This is a genomic window from Streptomyces sp. NPDC088910 (genome assembly GCF_044749865.1).
Taxonomy (GTDB): Bacteria; Actinomycetota; Actinomycetes; order Streptomycetales; family Streptomycetaceae; genus Actinacidiphila.
On sequence record NZ_JBIVIV010000002.1, the window covers coordinates 778,086 to 793,681 of the forward strand.

At 66.4% G+C, this 15,596-nt stretch carries 13 protein-coding genes; 6 read left to right on the forward strand and 7 right to left on the reverse strand.

Annotated elements, in window-relative coordinates:
• The first annotated feature begins 12 nt into the window (after positions 1 to 12).
• Together ACIP4Z_RS07870 and ACIP4Z_RS07875 are read left to right on the forward strand one after the other, a co-directional pair.
• On the forward strand, positions 13 to 408 hold the full coding sequence (locus tag ACIP4Z_RS07870) for a hypothetical protein (RefSeq protein ID WP_401305833.1): 396 nt from the start codon (positions 13 to 15) through the stop codon (positions 406 to 408).
• The gene (locus ACIP4Z_RS07875; protein ID WP_401305835.1) at positions 405 to 962 is read left to right on the forward strand and encodes a DUF6907 domain-containing protein; all 558 of its coding nucleotides are present in this window, start codon (positions 405 to 407) and stop codon (positions 960 to 962) included. The genes ACIP4Z_RS07870 and ACIP4Z_RS07875 overlap by 4 nt, the downstream gene beginning before the upstream one ends.
• Before the next feature lie 126 nt (positions 963 to 1,088).
• Here the strand turns inward: ACIP4Z_RS07875 and ACIP4Z_RS07880 are convergent, their stop codons facing one another.
• Positions 1,089 to 2,252, reverse strand: a complete 1,164-nt coding sequence (locus ACIP4Z_RS07880) for a hypothetical protein (protein WP_401305837.1) — start codon at positions 2,250 to 2,252, stop codon at positions 1,089 to 1,091.
• Positions 2,253 to 2,547: 295 nt separating this feature from the next.
• Between ACIP4Z_RS07880 and ACIP4Z_RS07885 the strand changes: the two genes are divergently transcribed.
• The gene (locus ACIP4Z_RS07885) at positions 2,548 to 3,300 is read left to right on the forward strand and encodes a hypothetical protein (protein ID WP_401305839.1); all 753 of its coding nucleotides are present in this window, start codon (positions 2,548 to 2,550) and stop codon (positions 3,298 to 3,300) included.
• Between the two features lie 397 nt (positions 3,301 to 3,697).
• Here ACIP4Z_RS07885 and ACIP4Z_RS07890 read toward each other — a convergent pair whose 3' ends face one another.
• The 6 genes from ACIP4Z_RS07890 to ACIP4Z_RS07915 form a co-directional block, all read right to left on the reverse strand.
• A complete protein-coding gene (locus tag ACIP4Z_RS07890; RefSeq protein WP_401305841.1) occupies positions 3,698 to 4,627 on the reverse strand; it encodes an HNH endonuclease in 930 nt (309 codons plus the stop codon).
• 107 nt (positions 4,628 to 4,734) lie between these two features.
• The gene (locus ACIP4Z_RS07895; protein ID WP_401305843.1) at positions 4,735 to 6,519 is read right to left on the reverse strand and encodes a relaxase/mobilization nuclease domain-containing protein; all 1,785 of its coding nucleotides are present in this window, start codon (positions 6,517 to 6,519) and stop codon (positions 4,735 to 4,737) included.
• The gene (locus tag ACIP4Z_RS07900) at positions 6,437 to 7,045 is read right to left on the reverse strand and encodes a plasmid mobilization protein (RefSeq protein WP_401305845.1); all 609 of its coding nucleotides are present in this window, start codon (positions 7,043 to 7,045) and stop codon (positions 6,437 to 6,439) included. The genes ACIP4Z_RS07895 and ACIP4Z_RS07900 overlap by 83 nt, the downstream gene beginning before the upstream one ends.
• Positions 7,046 to 7,306: 261 nt before the next feature.
• A complete protein-coding gene (locus ACIP4Z_RS07905) occupies positions 7,307 to 8,116 on the reverse strand; it encodes a DUF2637 domain-containing protein (protein ID WP_401305847.1) in 810 nt (269 codons plus the stop codon).
• 102 nt (positions 8,117 to 8,218) lie between these two features.
• On the reverse strand, positions 8,219 to 8,911 hold the full coding sequence (locus ACIP4Z_RS07910) for an ATP-binding protein (protein WP_401305849.1): 693 nt from the start codon (positions 8,909 to 8,911) through the stop codon (positions 8,219 to 8,221).
• The gene (locus ACIP4Z_RS07915) at positions 8,908 to 9,837 is read right to left on the reverse strand and encodes a hypothetical protein (protein WP_401305851.1); all 930 of its coding nucleotides are present in this window, start codon (positions 9,835 to 9,837) and stop codon (positions 8,908 to 8,910) included. The genes ACIP4Z_RS07910 and ACIP4Z_RS07915 overlap by 4 nt, the downstream gene beginning before the upstream one ends.
• Before the next feature lie 690 nt (positions 9,838 to 10,527).
• Here ACIP4Z_RS07915 and ACIP4Z_RS07920 point away from each other — a divergent pair.
• The 3 genes from ACIP4Z_RS07920 (at position 10,528) to ACIP4Z_RS07930 (ending at position 15,204) form a co-directional block, all read left to right on the forward strand.
• A complete protein-coding gene (locus tag ACIP4Z_RS07920) occupies positions 10,528 to 10,746 on the forward strand; it encodes a helix-turn-helix domain-containing protein (RefSeq protein ID WP_401305853.1) in 219 nt (72 codons plus the stop codon).
• Positions 10,746 to 11,951: a tyrosine-type recombinase/integrase gene (locus ACIP4Z_RS07925; protein WP_401305855.1), complete on the forward strand. Its 1,206-nt coding sequence runs from the start codon at positions 10,746 to 10,748 to the stop codon at positions 11,949 to 11,951. Before ACIP4Z_RS07920 ends, ACIP4Z_RS07925 begins: the two co-directional genes overlap by 1 nt.
• 556 nt (positions 11,952 to 12,507) lie before the next feature.
• Positions 12,508 to 15,204, forward strand: a complete 2,697-nt coding sequence (locus ACIP4Z_RS07930; RefSeq protein ID WP_401305857.1) for a tetratricopeptide repeat protein — start codon at positions 12,508 to 12,510, stop codon at positions 15,202 to 15,204.
• Positions 15,205 to 15,596 lie beyond the last annotated feature (392 nt).

Consider the following 15,596-nt stretch of genomic DNA (forward strand, 5'->3'; position numbering starts at 1 on the left):
AAGCAACGCGCGATGAAGAACGCGAAGATCCTGTTCCCGGTCTGCGGCCGGACCGCCCGGCTCCCCGAACATCTCCTCCAGCAGACGCTGCGCGCCGCGACCCCGTACGGGTCGGCGGACGAGACGGACGTCGAGCGGAACTTACGGTGCCACCTCCAAATCCACGACGACGGCGACCACTTCGCCCTCGTCCTTGACCTGGCGGGTGTGGACACCGGAGCCGTCTGGGCCCGTTGGGCGGACGGCAAGCCGGTCGCGGCGCTGGACGTCCGACCGGACTGCTCCTTCGTCGACCCCGAATCGCAGGAAGCCTGCTGCGAATTCGCGTCCCACCCGGGCGCCCACACCTATCAGCTCACCGATACGCCGGTGGAATTCTCGGCGTCGGCGAAAGCGAGCGTGTCTTGACGGCAACTTCCCTGGCCCAGAGCGCGGCCGTCGCCGCACCGCCCATCCAATCCGCCGCCGCCTCGCCGGGCCGTACGTGGTCCATCAGCACCACGGGCGGCTTCACGCTCACCGGATACCTACCGCCGTGGGCCGACGAGGACCCCAGCGACACGAACGTCCCGCTGGAACGGCTGTCCGTCACACTGATCGACCTCGCGCACCGCCGGCCATTCGCCGGGCAGCGGATGCGCGTCCACCACCCCGCACGCACCGGGGTCGACGGACAGGCCGGCGGGACCGAAGAGAGCCTCTTCGACGGACACATCACCTGCTACCCCTACAGCGAGAACCCCAAGGAGCGGGCACCGTACGCCGACGTCCGGGTGGTGGAGGACTTCTGGCTGAGCAACCTCACGCCCGAAGACCTCACCGACCTCGCCGCCCGGCTCCGGGCACAAGCCGACCGCCTCGAGACGGAACTCGTACCGATGCTCGAAGAAGCCCGCAACGACTGGTTCACCGCACACGAAGAGCCCACTGGCACGGCGATACCGCCCCGACTAACCGCGTGATCATTCACTGGAGCTGCACCGGCCTTTCCCTCGGCACCTCAAGCGCCCTTGCCCAGGCAACTCGCACCGCGATTCTGGCCACCTCCTCGCTCGGCTCCTGGCGAGGAAACAAGGGCGTCGTGACGGTCAGCGTCGAGGGAAGGCGTCGCCGACCGGCCACTGAGCTGGCAGCCCAAGCGCAGTGTGGGGAGGCTGTGCGGCTGGACGTCGTTCTACCCGCGCGTCGAGCAGCCGTGCGGACTCCCAAGTGGGTAGGACAGGAGCTGGAAGAGACTTCAGGTCGGGGCTCCGCCATAGAACAGGAGGATTCCTCGTCCACGTCCACGGTGCTGGATTGTCGACAGTAAGTACGCCGCTGACCCGGCTGTGCGTATGGACGCGGGCATCAGTCCAGTAGCCATCAGACGAGCGGCCGAAAGCTGAAGCGTCCTCGCGGGTGTACGTGACGGAGGTACCGTACAGCCCGGCCTCGGTCTCATTGTCTTCGGGGAAGAAGGCCGCGTGGCCTACCGCAACGATGAACGGCAGGCCCAAGTCACCGTACTTTCCACCCTTCTTCTTGACAGCGGCTAGTACCCGATTCGACTGGTCGTCGAGCCAATGCGACGGGTGGACGCCGATCGTTCCGCCCGTGGGAGCGCGTCGTCTGCCGGGGCTGCGGGGGATCGCCTCAAAAGTGAGGCACCAGCCGGCCTCTCGCCAGGTACACATCGGCAGTGGCGCACCTCGCTCATAGCTCGCGATGACTTGATCGGGATCCAAGCCTTCAAGCCATCGGAACAGCCCCGATTTGAGCCGCCTCTGCGGTGGCGTAGCCGCCCCAGCCGTGTCAAGCCTGTACGACAGGAAGAAATTTGGGCTTGGTACTCGATCGATGGCATCGATCAGCTGCGCCGGAACTGCGTGACGGCCAGCATCGTCGAGCCGCTGGGCTGTCCAGATCGCCTCGACAACGAACTCCTGGCCGTCGGACGCGACCAGGAAATCGGGATTCTTACCTCGGGTCCCCAAGCCCAACTCGACCTCCACACTGCACCCTGAGCCGATCAGCATCTCGTGCAGGTACAGCTCCCACAGTGCGGAGAAGACGTTTGCGTCAGAGTTTCGGTCCATCAGTCGGCTACGCACGCCAGGCTGGGCATGGTCCGGGAGGTGGGACCACCATTCGTTGATCTCATCTCGAACCTGATCCCAGAACGGACCAGCGATCCTCTCGAAGAACTCAGCATCTGACTCTGTCGCTCGCTTCGGCGACGTGTCCGTCCGCTTTCGGCTCGTGTATACGACCATGGGCAGTAGCGTAGGCCGACCTGCAGACAGAGCATCCAGCTTTTCTGGCTGCGCGTCGAGGACCGCGTAGCCATGCGAGAAGCCTTCACGACATCGCATGGGCAACCTCTGTGAGGCGCAGAATCAGGGGGGTCCACGTCGGAGGTCTCGACGAGCGGCAGCACCTCGGCGACGCCATCGTCGACCCTTGACATACGCAGCCGTGGTTCCGGAACCCATGAGGGCGGAGGTTCCGGTCGCTACTAACCAATTCGTTTCCGACGCTCAGCAGAGCCCTGGCTACTAGCCTCGAAGCATGGCAGAGGACTCGAAGGGCCCGAATCGAGCGGCTGATGGAGCTGGGATTGTCGTGCGTGCGGCCACTAGCGTGGGCGCGGCGGTCGCGGGAGCGACGATCGGGCTCGACGCAGGTGCCGCCGCACTTGCGGCCAAGGAAGCTGTTGATGTCGCCAGCGGGCGACTGATCGGCCTAATTATGCGGCACCGCGAGGAACGAGCTTCTCGCGTTCTGGTGACCGGGTCAGTAGCAGCGGACATTGAGCTCGACAGGTTCGTGTCCTCCATCGAGTCGAGTCCCCAGCTTCTTGCGCTGATGGCCGAGAGCGTCCAAGCCGCCATGGACACGCCGCTTGAGGCGAAGATTCGCGCTTTGGGAGGTTGCCTCGGCCGCGGTGTACGGGATGAGACGAAGGTCGATGAGGAACGGCTGAGGGTCCGTGGGCTTGCGCGTGTCGATGAGCCCGAAGTGAAGCTTATGGAACTCCTCGAGCAGGAGCCGCCTGCGATGCCGGCGAGGGGGGGCGGTTCCGAGGGGCGAAGGTGGCCCGGATGGCGGAGACCGGAACTTCTGACCGAGCTGCCAGGTTTTGCCGCTGTTCTCGATGCCTCTATCGCTCGTCTCACCTCTGAGGGGCTTGCCTTGGATGATGGCATCGGGCGCGTCGGAGCCGATGACGGCTTTCGTGAGATGTGGATCTTGACGGATTTCGGCAAGGACAGTCTGCAGTTGCTCCGAGCCGCAAGCTCGGGGATTTCCAGCGACTCATAGGGAACGGCGCGCTACGGTCTCGTCATGGAAGCAGGTGACTGGGCGACGTGGATTGGTTCAGCCGCCGCAGTGGTGGCCGCAGTCGCATCAGTCGCCGTCTGGCGTCAGAGCCGCCCTGCGGTTAGGTGGGAGTTCAACTATGAGCAGCAGGAACGATCCGCAGTCCTGAATGTGGGTACCGCCGTGGCCAAGGCTGTGCATGTACGCGCGGGATCCGCGTCGGACGCGACGGACATTGAAGCGGAAGCACAGCGACCGACAGTCGCGCCTGGCGAGGTGGTACGCGTCGTGGTCAGCCCGAGCTACGGGAGCCGCGAGGATTTTGCGGTCACAGTCACCTGGCGAGGGCGGCTCGGGCGACGGGAACGATGGTCTTACACGCCTCACTGAGGCTTTGTCACAGGCGCTCAGCATGTTGTGGGTTGCCGTCGCCGTCGATTGGTACCAGGTAACCACCAATTGGCCAGGACACCAGAAGCGTTCGCGCCAGCGAGATGGCGACCTCGGGAGCTGCTCCGTCCGACGGCCTGGTGCGCACTAGGGCAATCTCTCCGGGCGCAGCGGGGCCATCTGTCTTGGCGACAGTAAGGTTGGCGCAGAGCGGACTGATCTCCGGGCGCTCTCGCGTCCGCAGGTTGCGAGCGTGCATCAACTCGGCTCGGATGCTGTCTGCTTCGGGAGTCTCCGGGATCGATCTGGTCAGTAGGCATGCACCGAGATAGGCGCTCTTCAACGCTGCGAGCCGGTAGCGGTTGGGGTCGGGGGGCGTGAACATCACCTCAAGTGTGGACTCCGGGACCATTTGCTCGGCTATGTCTGGATCGATCCGCCCGCCCGCGACGAAAAATACGGGCTCACCGCTGTCCTTCTGGCGCATGAGGATCCGGGGCATCTTCCGTGCCCCTCGCACTTCCTGATGGCCGAAGGACACGAAGCCGAGCGCGTCCTCCCACCAGTCGGCGAGCGTTCGTTCGAACAGCGATCCAAACTTGTTGTTGCAGTCCTCGCAGGTTGATGTCATCACCGAGCCGCCCAGCGACTTGGGCGGAACGTGCTCATCGCTCGACGGATCGGGCGCCAGGCAGATTGGACAGCGCTCGAATCTCATCGGCTTGGCATAAGCAATGAACTCGATACCGATGCCAGAGTCATCGTTGTGGGAGAGGCGACCGACGCGAAAGTCCGAGCCGTCCGGGCCACGCAGGTTCATCGAGTGTGCCGTGGCCAGCCCCTTCTCCGTGGATGAGCCACGCCCGCGGACGTCCTCAACTACTCGTCGGGGCGGCCAGCCTGGCGGTGTTGGCGACGATGATTCCTTCTTGGCCATGGTCCAGCCTAAGCCCGCATATGAAGGTGGCGCCCGCGAAAAGGACACCGCTGCGGCGCACCGACCAACAGGCAGCCAGGGCGGCAGCGGATCTGGAGTGGCCTTATTTATCGGCGCCTGTTCGGTTGCCCGCCGCCCTGATCGCGGGCGGGGGCCCTGCTCGACGGCGGTGGGACCAGCCGCCGTCCGTCTTCGGGAAGCGTCGCGCTCCGGGCTTGGGCAGCTTGCGCGCGGGGGCTGGGGGCCGGGCGTGCTGCCAGGCGCTGGAGGCGCCAGGTGAGGACTTGGGCGGGGGAGTGGGCGTCGTTCAGGGTCCGTTGGTTGGCGGTTTGGCGGAGGAGGTCGGCCGGGTTGTGACCGGCGGCTTCGGCGTCGGTGAGGGCGGTGGCGAGGGCGGGCCAGGCGGGGTCGGTCAGGATTTGCTCGGCGTGGTCCGGGATCGTCTGGCGTAGTTGTTCGGCGTGTCGCTGGATGATCGGCCGGGGTGGGGTGCGCTGGGTCAGGGCTGCGAGTGGGGCTGCGGCGGCCTGGCCGTAGGCGGTTTGGAGGTGGGTGAGCGTTTGGCGGGCTGCTTCGACTTGCTGGTTGTGGTGGCGGGTGGCGGACCAGCGGCGGATTGCGATCACGGCGAGGATCGCGGCGTCGAGGAACATCGCCAGACCGGTGCCGTCGGTGGTGGTGGGTTGGCGGGCGATGGCGTGGATGGCGTTGCGGAGGGCGCGGGCGTGCTGGTGGTCGGCTCGGATGCGGGAGCGGCTGGCACGTTCGAACGCCAGGGCTGCTTGCCGGAGCTGAGGTCGTAGGTGCTGGGGCGCTTGGAGGGGGAGTGCGTCGAGGGCTTCGGCGAACGCGGCGATGTGGGCCTGGGCGGTCGGGTCGTCTTCTTTGTGGAGGCGCCAGGGGATCTGTTCCATGGCGGCGGTGGCCTGGTGCCAGGGGTTGGGTCGGCGCCGGCCGGTTGCAAGGGCTGGGTCGGTGGCGGCCAGGCGCTGGTGCATCTGGGGGTAGGACAGGTCGGGGGCGAGGGTGGAGCCGGAGAACCAGACGGGCTGGTCAGCGGCGTTGGTGTCTCCCTCGAGCGCGACTTTGTACCCGCGGATGTCGCCTGACGGGTAGCGCAGGGTTTCGACGAGGACGCCGCTTCGGGTGAGCAGGTGCAGGTATTCCTCGGGGCTGGTGGAGACGGCGACGACGGTGCGGGCGATCGTACGGAGCTGCTCGCGGGGTGTGCGGGGGCGGCCGGTGCGGTGGGCTTTTTCGGTTTCGGCGCGGGTGGGGCGTTTGGCGGCGGTGCCGTCGCCGGGGGTGACGGCCCGCAGGCCGTAGTCGACCTCGATCTTGCGGGCCTCGGCCTGGGCGTGTTTGTAGGAGAAGGAGTCGCGGGGCTTGGCGCCGTCCTGGCGGACCTTGGTGGCGAGGATGTGGATGTGGTCGTCGGCATGCCGCACCGCGATCCAGCGGCACGCGGCGTCGTCGCCCGCGGGTGCGATGCCGGTGGCGTGGACGATACGGCGGGCGATGTCGCCCCACTGGCTGTCGGTGAGGACGGGGTCTTCCGGGGCTGCGCGGACCGAGCAGTGCCAGACGGGCTTGGCGGGGCGTTCGTCAGGGTCGACGGCCTGGACGGGCAGGTCGAGGTAGGCGGCGAGCTGCTTGAAGGTGGCGTCTGGGTCGCGGGCGGGGTCGGGGGCCAGGTCGTCGAGCGAGGCGATGAGGTGGGGGTCTGTGTGGGCTTCGTGGCCGCGGCCGTGCGGTAGAGGTAGGCGATCGCGCCCGCGGTGCGGGTGCCGGCTTTGTGGATGGAAGGGATCACGCCCGCTCCGCCAGGGCTTGGGCGGCGGCTTCGAGTCGGGCGGCGGCGCGGCGGACGTCGGCGAGAGCGGCTTCTGCACCGACCGGATCGCCGCCGGAGTTGAAGGTACGGGTGATCTGGTTGACGTTGTTGCCGATGCGGGCCAGGTCGGTGCGAGCGGCGAGGAGTTCGCGGATAGTGCCGCGCAGGTCGAGGAGGTTCGCTGCGACGCGGTTGATGTCGTGGGCGGCGGCCAGGGATGCCTGGGCCATAAATTTGGCGAGGCTTGCTCCGGTGTGGTCGGCGGCGGCCTTCACCTGGGCGCGCTCATTCGTGCTGAGGCGGACGCTGACGGCAGCGCGCTGTTTGTTCTGACGCGTACGGGTGCGGCGCTGCGGGCGCGTATGCGGCGAGCTTGTCCTTGGTGCGGGGCCGCCCTCGGTCCCGCACCCCGGCTCGGTCGCCCCCTGGCGGCCGGTGTCCTGTGCTACCCCTGGGGCGCAGGACCGCGTGCAGGACGCTTCCCCGACGGGGGAGTGTCCCAACGCACAACTTGCTCCGCCCGGGGCCGGGTTGGTTGGTATCCGTCCGGGACGGGCGGGAGCTTTGTGGTGCGGGTCGTGCACGGTGGGTCTCCATTCGGGGTTGGGTCGGTGTCGGGGTGTTGTCGGTGGTGGCGGTTCCGGCGCGCGGTGTTGGGCCGGACGGAGATCGTGTGGGATTCGCGGTCATGGCGGGCGGATGGGAGGCCCTGGCAGCCGGTCCTGATACTCGATTCCGTGCGCACACGGCTGTGTTCCGTGGCCGGTCCGTGCCCGGTCGTCGGTGTGACCGGATGGGCGGACCAGCATTGGCCGGTCCGCCCTTTGAGCTGCGGGGATTTCCGGTCAGCGGCCGTGTTGCTCGCGGCGCAGGGCGGTCATGATCTGGGTGAGCCGGTCCTCGGCGATGGTGTGGCCGGCCGCGTGGACGTGGTCGCGGACCAGGGCCCGGGTGGGGTTCTCGTGCGCCACGAAGACGGGATGGGCCAGGGCAAGGAGTTCATTGAGTCCGGCGCTGGGCGGCCGGCCGATCCGGCGGACCGACTCGTCGGGTATCGCGGCGGGGTGCTCTTCGGCGCGCGCGTGCTCGACAGGCGGCTGGCCGGACGACGGGTCCGCCTCGGCCTCCGCGTCCTGTGTGGGCGGTTCTTCGGTCTCGGGTGCCGAGTCCGAAGACGGCGGGGTCTCCGTCGGCCGGGGCGCTGGTACTTGGGCTGTGGGCGGTTCGTGGCGGGTGATGAGGATGTGGAGGTGGACGGCTCCGGCGAGGGCGAGTGGGGCGAGGGTGGACAGGATGCCGACGGTGGTGTCGCCGAGGTGCAGTCCGGTGGTGTGGGTCTGCTGGTTGAGGCGGATGGCGTGGAGGGCGTTGGCCCAGATGCTGGCGGCTGTGGCGGTGGTGAAGAGGGTCCAGACGTAGAGGCGGGCGCGGAAGGGCGCGGTGCGCAGGACGAGCAGGGCGCGGATGCCGTAGGCGATGAAACCGTCGATGACGGCGGGGAAGAGGTACGTCAGAGCTGGGCGGACGTGGATCGCGACGGCCATCTGCTGCAGCGCGTCGTAGGAGAGTGCGCAGCCCGCGCCGCCGAGGACGGTGATGGCGGCGCGGTCCCAGGTGGTGGCCCGGGGCACGGGGACATGGGCGTTCGAAGGCATGCGGGGATCTCCGGTGAAGGGTGGCTTCCGCGCGCTGGCACGCGTCGGCGGAGGTGGTTGTGACAGGCGGTCGGTGGGCCTCTTTTTCGGGAGCGGGATGCGTTACGAGGCGGCGTGCCGTCTACGGTCTCGGCCGGTGAGGATGACGCGGTCGGTCATCTCGGCCAGGCGGGAGGCGACGCGGTCGCCGACGGCGTCGCGGAGTTCGACGACGGGCAGGTTGGTGGTGACCAGCGTCGGCAGCATGTGGTTGTAGCGGTGGTTGACCAGTCGGTACGTCAGCTCTTCGGTCCACTGCGACTGCTTGGCCGCGCCGAGGTCGTCCAGCAGCAGGAGCGGACACCGCGCCAGCGCCAGGAGCTGCCGCTCGGGATCGTGGCCCTGCCGAGGGCGTTGGGCTGCGTAGAGGTCGGCGGCGGTCGTCGACTCCCAGCGCAGCCGGACTCCGGCGGCGAGCAGGCTCCGTATCGCGCCGTATGCCTGGTGGGTTTTGCCGGTGCCGGTGGGGCCGGCGATCAGCAGCGACGGGCCCGTGGCGATGCCCGGCGCTCCGCCCGGCCCCGGCCTGCCCGCGGCGGTGATCGCGGTGACCCATGCGGTGACGCGCGGGTGGTCGGCGAGGGCACGGCGGTAGCGGGGCGGGATACGGGCGTCGGCCAGCTCCAGCGCGGTCACCGGTTCCGGCTCGGGCGCCAGGACGCGTGTGTGCGGGTCAATGCCCCGGGCGGAGAGGATCGCGGCGAGACGGCCCACCGCGCCGCCAACGGTGCGGGGTTCGCGGGTCGCGGTGGTCACAGGTCACCCCCGTAGGCGGCCTCGACGTCGGCGGGATTCGTCCACGCCCGGTGCGGCGTACGGGCGTTGCCCTGCGACGGACTGGCGTTCATCGCCTCGTTGACCAGGCTCGGCAGCACGCTCGGGCTCAGGCCCTTGACGCGGAGCCGCTCCAGCCCGGCCCGTACGTGATCGGCTGCGATGCCCTCGGCGAGCAACTGCTGGACCTCGCGGCCAAGGTGCCCGAGGAACCTCTCCGGCGGGCGGTGCGCGCACCCGGCGACGTACTCGCCGAGGAGCTGCTTCGCCGAGACCGTGACGGAAGGGGTGGGTGCGGGGGCGCTCGCGCCCCTCGAAGGAACAGATCCTAGGTCCAGGATCCTAGGTCCTAGATCCGGACGCCGAGGGCTCACCGCACCCTCACTGAGTGCTCCGCGAGCCCTCGGTGAAGCCTCACCGAATCCATCCTGACCTGCGGCTACTCGATTCGGCGAAGGCTTACCGACCTCGCGCGATTCCTCGCCGAACCCTCCGTGAGGGCTCACCGCATCCTCACGGAGGACTCCCTGCGTCTGCCGTGACGACGCACTGCTTCCGGCAGCGTCGTGGCGCGGACAGGCGGGTGCACGCACCCCGCTGGGCCGGTTGATCTTCTGGTGCCGGTGCCAGGTGACCACGTGCAGGTACCGCTTACCGTCCTCGCCCTCGTAGCGGCAGACGAGATCCGCGGCGGCGAGCTGGGTGAGGTCGTCCTCGACGCCCAGCGGTCCGTGGTCGGGGCGCAGGGACCACAGCAGGCCGGCGATGACGGCGGGCTGGTCGCGGAAGCGGCCGTGGTCGTCGGCCTGGGTGAGCAGGCCGAAGAAGGTCCGCTCGGCGGACAGGGACACCGCGGCCAAGGACTCCGAGGCGAACGCTTCGGGCTTGATGGTGCGTATCCGGGCCACCGCTCACCACCCCGCCGTCGGGACGAGGCGGGTGAACGGGGGTGCGGTGCGGGTCGTCGAGGTCGTACTGTGGGGCACAGAGCTCCTTTGTCAGTGGCCATACGGGGTGGCAGCCCCGGCGTGCTGGCGGACCGTTCAGGGATGGGCGGACGGGGTTTCTGCTTCGGCCTCCGGCGTTCTCAGCGCCGGGGGCCTTTCTCGTTATGGACGGTGGGACCGACAGTTAAACCACACCCCGGTCGAACAGTCCATACATAGCTCTGCTTTTCTGTGGAATTCGGAGTGAAAAGCCTTGCGGTGTATGGGCCGCACCGTAGCCGTAGATCAAGGATTGTCCAAACCGAGGTCCGGCCAGGTCAACGTCCTGCCACAGAGTCCGCGTTGTCCGTTCTGTGCTGATTCAGGGCGCGTCCGGGATTCGGTGCTACCGTCCGGCCTGCGACCTGCTCCGGCATTTACGCAGCCCGCGTTGTACAACCGAAAATGCGGTTTCCCAAACCGCATTTTCCGAGGTACAACATGACGTCCTTCCAAAAGCCCTCCGCGGCTTCCGCCCATCCCTGAACCACCGGCCGGCACCACCGGGGCTGCCACCCCTCGTCGGTCGGAGAAGGAGCCCTGCTTTGCGCCCACCCGCTTCATCCCCGCATCGCCTTTCTGCGCCGCACGCCGCGACGGAGGGGGCCGCCCATGCCTGAACGCCTGCTGAAGATCCCCGACGCCGCCGAACGCCTCGGCACCGGCGAGCGCTTCATCCGCCGGCTCATTTCCGAGCGGCGGATCGCCTTCGTCAAGGTTGGCCGCCACGTCCGGATCACCGAAGCGGTCCTCGACGCCTACGTCGAGGCGAACACCGTGAACCCCGTCGCCCCTCGCCGCGCCCGCGCGCACTACCGGAGGGCGGCCTGATGGGAAAGGCGAAGGGCGTCAAGCGCCGCTTCGGGTCCATCCGGCAGTACCGCTCCGGCCGCTGGACCGCCAGCTACGTCGACCCCACCGGCCTGCGCCGGTTCACTCCCGACACGTTCGCGACGAAGACCGACGCCGAGGTCTGGCTGTCGCAGATCGAGGCCGACCTCACGCGCGGCGACTGGACGGACCCGGACGCCGGAGCGGTCAACTTCGAGGAGTACGCGCTGCGCTGGGTCGAGGAGCGCGGGCTCGCCGCGACCACCGACGAGCTGTACCGCAGGCTGCTGCGCCTCCACCTCCTGCCGGCGTTCGGCTCGTACGACCTGGACGAGATCACGCCCGGCCGGGTCCGTGCCTGGCGGGCCGATCGGCTGGAGGCCACAGGGGCGACAACCGTCGCCAAGTCCTACCGCCTGCTGAAGGCCGTACTGGAGACGGCGGCCGACGACGAGCTGATCCGCCGCAATCCCTGCCGGATCAAGGGCGCAGGCAAGGAGGAGGCCGAAGAGCGCCCGATCGCCACCGTCGAACAGGTCGACGCGGTGGCCGAGGCCATGGGTCCGCGCTGGCGGCTGATGGTCTACCTCGCCGCATATGGCAGCCTCCGTCCGGAGGAGCAGGCGGAGTTGCGCCGCCCCGATGTGACTCTGCCCGACGAGCCGGAGGAGACGAAGCGGCGGCGCGACGTGCCGCGCGAGCCCGTGCTGCTCCGGATCACCCGGGCGTCACCGGAACTCACCACCGGCCGCCGTGCCACCGGCGACCCGAAATCGCGCGCCGGAAAGCGCGTCATCGTCCTTCCCGCATTCCTGACCGTTGACGTACGACGGCACCTCGACTGGTTCGCGGCAAAGGAAGCCGACGGTCTGCTCTTCGTCGGAGAACGCGGCGCACCGTTCCGCCGGTCCACCTTCGGCCGCAAATGGCGGAAAGCCCGTACGAAAGTCGGCCTGCCCGAAAATTTCCGCTTCTACGACCTCCGGCACACCGGCAACACCCTCGTCACCCAGTCCGGCGGCACGCTGAAGGACGCCATGGTCCGCGCCGGCCAATCCTCGGAGCGCGCGGCCCTCATCTACCAGCACTCCACGCTGGAGCGGCAGAAGGAAGTCGCGGCCGGCCTCGACGAACGGGTCCGCGCCGAGCGCCTTGACGCGGCGGCCGGCGACCCATCTGGTGCGGAAGTGGTGCGGCTGGCCTGACGGCGGTCTGACCGCCTGTCCGGGGGCCGACGCGACAGCTCGTCGGCCCCCGAACCTGTGTACCGATAGAGCGACAGCAAGGGCGGTCTGCGGAGTGGAGAGGCTCGCCCACTATCCTGCGCGGGTAAGGGTGACCACAGCCCAACTCCCCAATGTGTCCCAAGGAAGATCAGTCGCCATCTGAGCTTGGGCCTGGCAAGCGCTACTGCTGTCGCTCCGTGCTCATCGTCCCAGCATGGCCCGCAAGGCTTCGAAGACAAACCCGAGAAGTCCGTTCGCGAGGGCGGTCGACAAGCCTCCGACTGCCGCTGTCAGCACAGTGTTTTGTCCGGCACGGGTCAGCCGTGGCCTGCGGCGGATCGTGAGTTTGCCATGGTTCTTCTCACACACGTTCGTCTCCCGTTCAGCGTCCGGTCGGCATGCCTCTTGCTCGTTCACGTGACTACGCTGCGGGGCTGCGCGGGGCAGACGATGAGTTGCGACGCCGGGAACATCAGCGGCGCTCCAACCTGGAGAAGGTCTGACGGCGGTGAGACACAGGCGAGATGATGTTGCGATGAGTCGAGACAAGGGAGAGTACGGGGCATTGGGTGGCAGCGGTCAGCGCCGCATTCCTCCACCACGAGTCGCTCCGGGTCCGTTGCGTGATCTGAAGTTGCTTCTCTACCGGCTTTACTTGGAGGCCAAGACTCCTCCTGTGGCACGGATAGCCGACCTAATTGCCGCCGACCCCGATGATCTGCTGCCGGGGTCTCCCTCGAAGGACACAGTGCACAGGATCATCGGTTCAGCCGAGTTCCCTGCACAACAGGCGAATGTCGTCTCCGTTGCGGGAATACTTGCCCGCGAGGCCCGCTGGGACGTCGTGGACGCGATGGAGCGCGTCCGAGCAGCTTGGGTCAGTGCGCTCCTTGCAGAACTGCCGGGTAAGCCGCTGAGCGAACTCGACCCTTATGCCCTCGAAGTCCACCAGTCCATCACTGTCGCCGAAGACGAGCAAAAGCCAACGTTGCCGGCCTATGTGGTACGTGAGCACGACCGACGTGTACATGAGAGGGTCGACCGCGCGATTTCGGAAGAGAGCTTGGTCGTCACGCTCGTCGGAGAATCCTCGACGGGGAAGACCCGAACCTTCTGGGAGGCGATTCAGCAACTGCCCCCGAAGTGGCGCCTATGGCAAGGTTCGGACTCCGCCCCGCATGCTGATCTGGCAGCAGAACTTGAGAAGATCGGTCCGTACACGGTGGTGTGGCTGAACGAGGCCCAGCGGTTCCTCCTTACAGCTGACCCTGCGGAAGGCGAGCAATTAGCGGCCGCACTTCGACGGATTATGTACACACCCGAGCGACGCCCCGTGCTGATCCTGGTGACTCTCTGGCCCGAATACTGGGATCAGTTAACATCGGAACCACGTGACGGGCAGAGGGACCTGCATCCGAACGCGCGCCATGTTCTCAACGGAAGTTCCATCCGCGTTCCTGTCACTTTCGAGGAGAGGGACCTCGACAACCTGAAAGAGGCCGCTGCGCACGATGCCCGGCTCGCCCAAGCCATGGAACGTGCGGAGCAGCGCCAGGTGGCACAGTATCTGGCTGGCGTGCCAGCGCTGATTCAGCGTTACCAGACGGCCCCGCGCCCGGTCAGAGCCTTGATAGACGCAGCGATGGACCTCCGCCGGATTGGGTTCGGCGAAAACATACCACTCGAACTGCTCGAAGCTGCGGCCTATGAATATCTAACGGACCTAGAGTTCGATTATCTGCCAGCAGACTGGCTAGAAGACGCTTTGGCTTATGCGGCAAAACCTCAACGAGGGGTTCGCGGACCATTGACTCGTGTTCGACCACGCAGCAGAAAGGCAGCAGAGGGGGCGATTCGATATCGCCTTGCAGATCCCCTCGACCAACTTGGCCGAGAGGAGCGACGTCGATTACTGCCACCACCAGGGCTCTGGGAACTTTTGCAATCCCACTCAACGCCTGCCGAGGCGATGAGCATCGGACGATCAGCGGAAGGCTGGGGCCTGTACCGAGAAGCTGTTGCTTTCTATAAGAAATCTTCCGGCTCCGGAAGCAGCGAAGCTGCTCTCGACATTGCTAATATCCTTACCCTGGCGGACAGAGGGAAGGAGGCCGTCGAATGGTACGAAGAGGCGGATCATCGCGGAGCCTCCAATGCACTGCGTTTCGCCGGAGAAACGCTGGCTAACTGCGAGGAAGTAGATTGGGATTCCGTAAAGTCTTACTATTTACAGGCCGCTCAAAAAGGTGACATTTTTGCACTTGGCGACTGTCGTGACCACATGAAAGAAAGGGGGTACGACGGAGATGTGGAGGAGTGGTTTCATGAATCAATAACTTATATCTGGGAGCACGTATCTGTGGAACAAGTTATGGCTTGGTATGAGCATTTCGGTGGGCGGCATAAGTACGGTAGGCTACTGATCAGCGTAGGAGAGACTGACAGAGGCTTCGATGTACTTGAGCGTTCAGTGGCTGAGGGAAACTTCATGGCGATGTACGCGATCATTGACGAGAAGCGCTCATGCAGCGGGATCGATTCCGTGATCTCATATCTCAAGAAATTAGGGCACGATGATCGAATGGGTCGCCTCTTTGCTCCGATGGCGCTAAAGAATATAATGATTTCGGAGAGGCGAGAGGAGGAGTGCGTAGAAATCTTGAAAGAAATGGTTGAAAGCGGGAATAATTCGGCTGCTGACGATTTAGCTGAACTCATGTGTCGCATGGGGCGCAGTGATGAGGTCATCGATTTTCTCTACCCCCACTCTGAGAGCAATGCTGGCCTGGCGTACGAACTTGCAGCGATTCTGGAGCGAGAGTCCAGGGTTGGTGAGGCGGTTTCCCTTCTCTTCCCGTTGGCGACAGTTGGCGATTCTCGGGCTCAGCATCAATTGGCCGGCGTGCTTGAGAAGGCGGGGCGCATCGATGAAGCTCTCGACTGGTATCAGAAGAGTGCTGAAGACGGTCAGTCCAATGCGGCATTCGGCGCGGTGAGACTGTTGTTGCGTGCCCAGCGTGGGCATGAGGCTCTTGCTTGGCTGCGCATGATCAACGACCCTGACACTTCCCGCGATCGAATTGAGTGCGGGGCGTCGGTACTGGAATCAATGGGTCGCCACGATGAAGCAGAGCGGCTCAAGGAATACGGCTGGGAACCCGATGGTGGCGTCAGCGCCCCGTGGAGTATCGCGCCTATCGGGCGCCAAGAAGGCGTGATCTCCGCCCGGTGATCTCTGGATGCCAGGTAGGTTGCATGCTGGTGGGCGCTTGGCCGACGACCCATCTGGTGCGGAAGTGGTGCGGCCGGCCTGACGGCGGTCTGACCGCCTGTTCGGGGGCCGACGCGACACCTCGTCGGCCCCCGAACCATGCCTGTTGCCACGCTTCGTGCCGGAACCCATCGGTCATACGCTGCACCCTGCCAGCCGCGATCCAGTCCCTGAACAGCGGCGTTGTACGTCGGTGCCGCCGCGCGGCCGTCAACCGGGCGTGACCGAAGGTGACTTCACTATGTGACGCAAGTCACTCAAAGCCCGTCTCAGGATTCGAGAATTGCACCGCGTCAATATTCGACGCGCCATTCGTCCCCGCTCCCCAGCCCCAATTAACCGCCAGATGTGGT

Coding starts and splice junctions, on each gene's coding strand:
- ACIP4Z_RS07870 (WP_401305833.1), top strand. CDS start 13: ATGAAGAACGCGAAGATCCTGTTCCCGGTCTGCGGCCGGACCGCCCGG.
- ACIP4Z_RS07880 (WP_401305837.1), bottom strand. CDS start 2,252: ATGGTCGTATACACGAGCCGAAAGCGGACGGACACGTCGCCGAAGCGA.
- ACIP4Z_RS07885 (WP_401305839.1), top strand. CDS start 2,548: ATGGCAGAGGACTCGAAGGGCCCGAATCGAGCGGCTGATGGAGCTGGG.
- ACIP4Z_RS07890 (WP_401305841.1), bottom strand. CDS start 4,627: ATGGCCAAGAAGGAATCATCGTCGCCAACACCGCCAGGCTGGCCGCCC.
- ACIP4Z_RS07905 (WP_401305847.1), bottom strand. CDS start 8,116: ATGCCTTCGAACGCCCATGTCCCCGTGCCCCGGGCCACCACCTGGGAC.
- ACIP4Z_RS07920 (WP_401305853.1), top strand. CDS start 10,528: ATGCCTGAACGCCTGCTGAAGATCCCCGACGCCGCCGAACGCCTCGGC.
- ACIP4Z_RS07925 (WP_401305855.1), top strand. CDS start 10,746: ATGGGAAAGGCGAAGGGCGTCAAGCGCCGCTTCGGGTCCATCCGGCAG.
- ACIP4Z_RS07930 (WP_401305857.1), top strand. CDS start 12,508: ATGAGTCGAGACAAGGGAGAGTACGGGGCATTGGGTGGCAGCGGTCAG.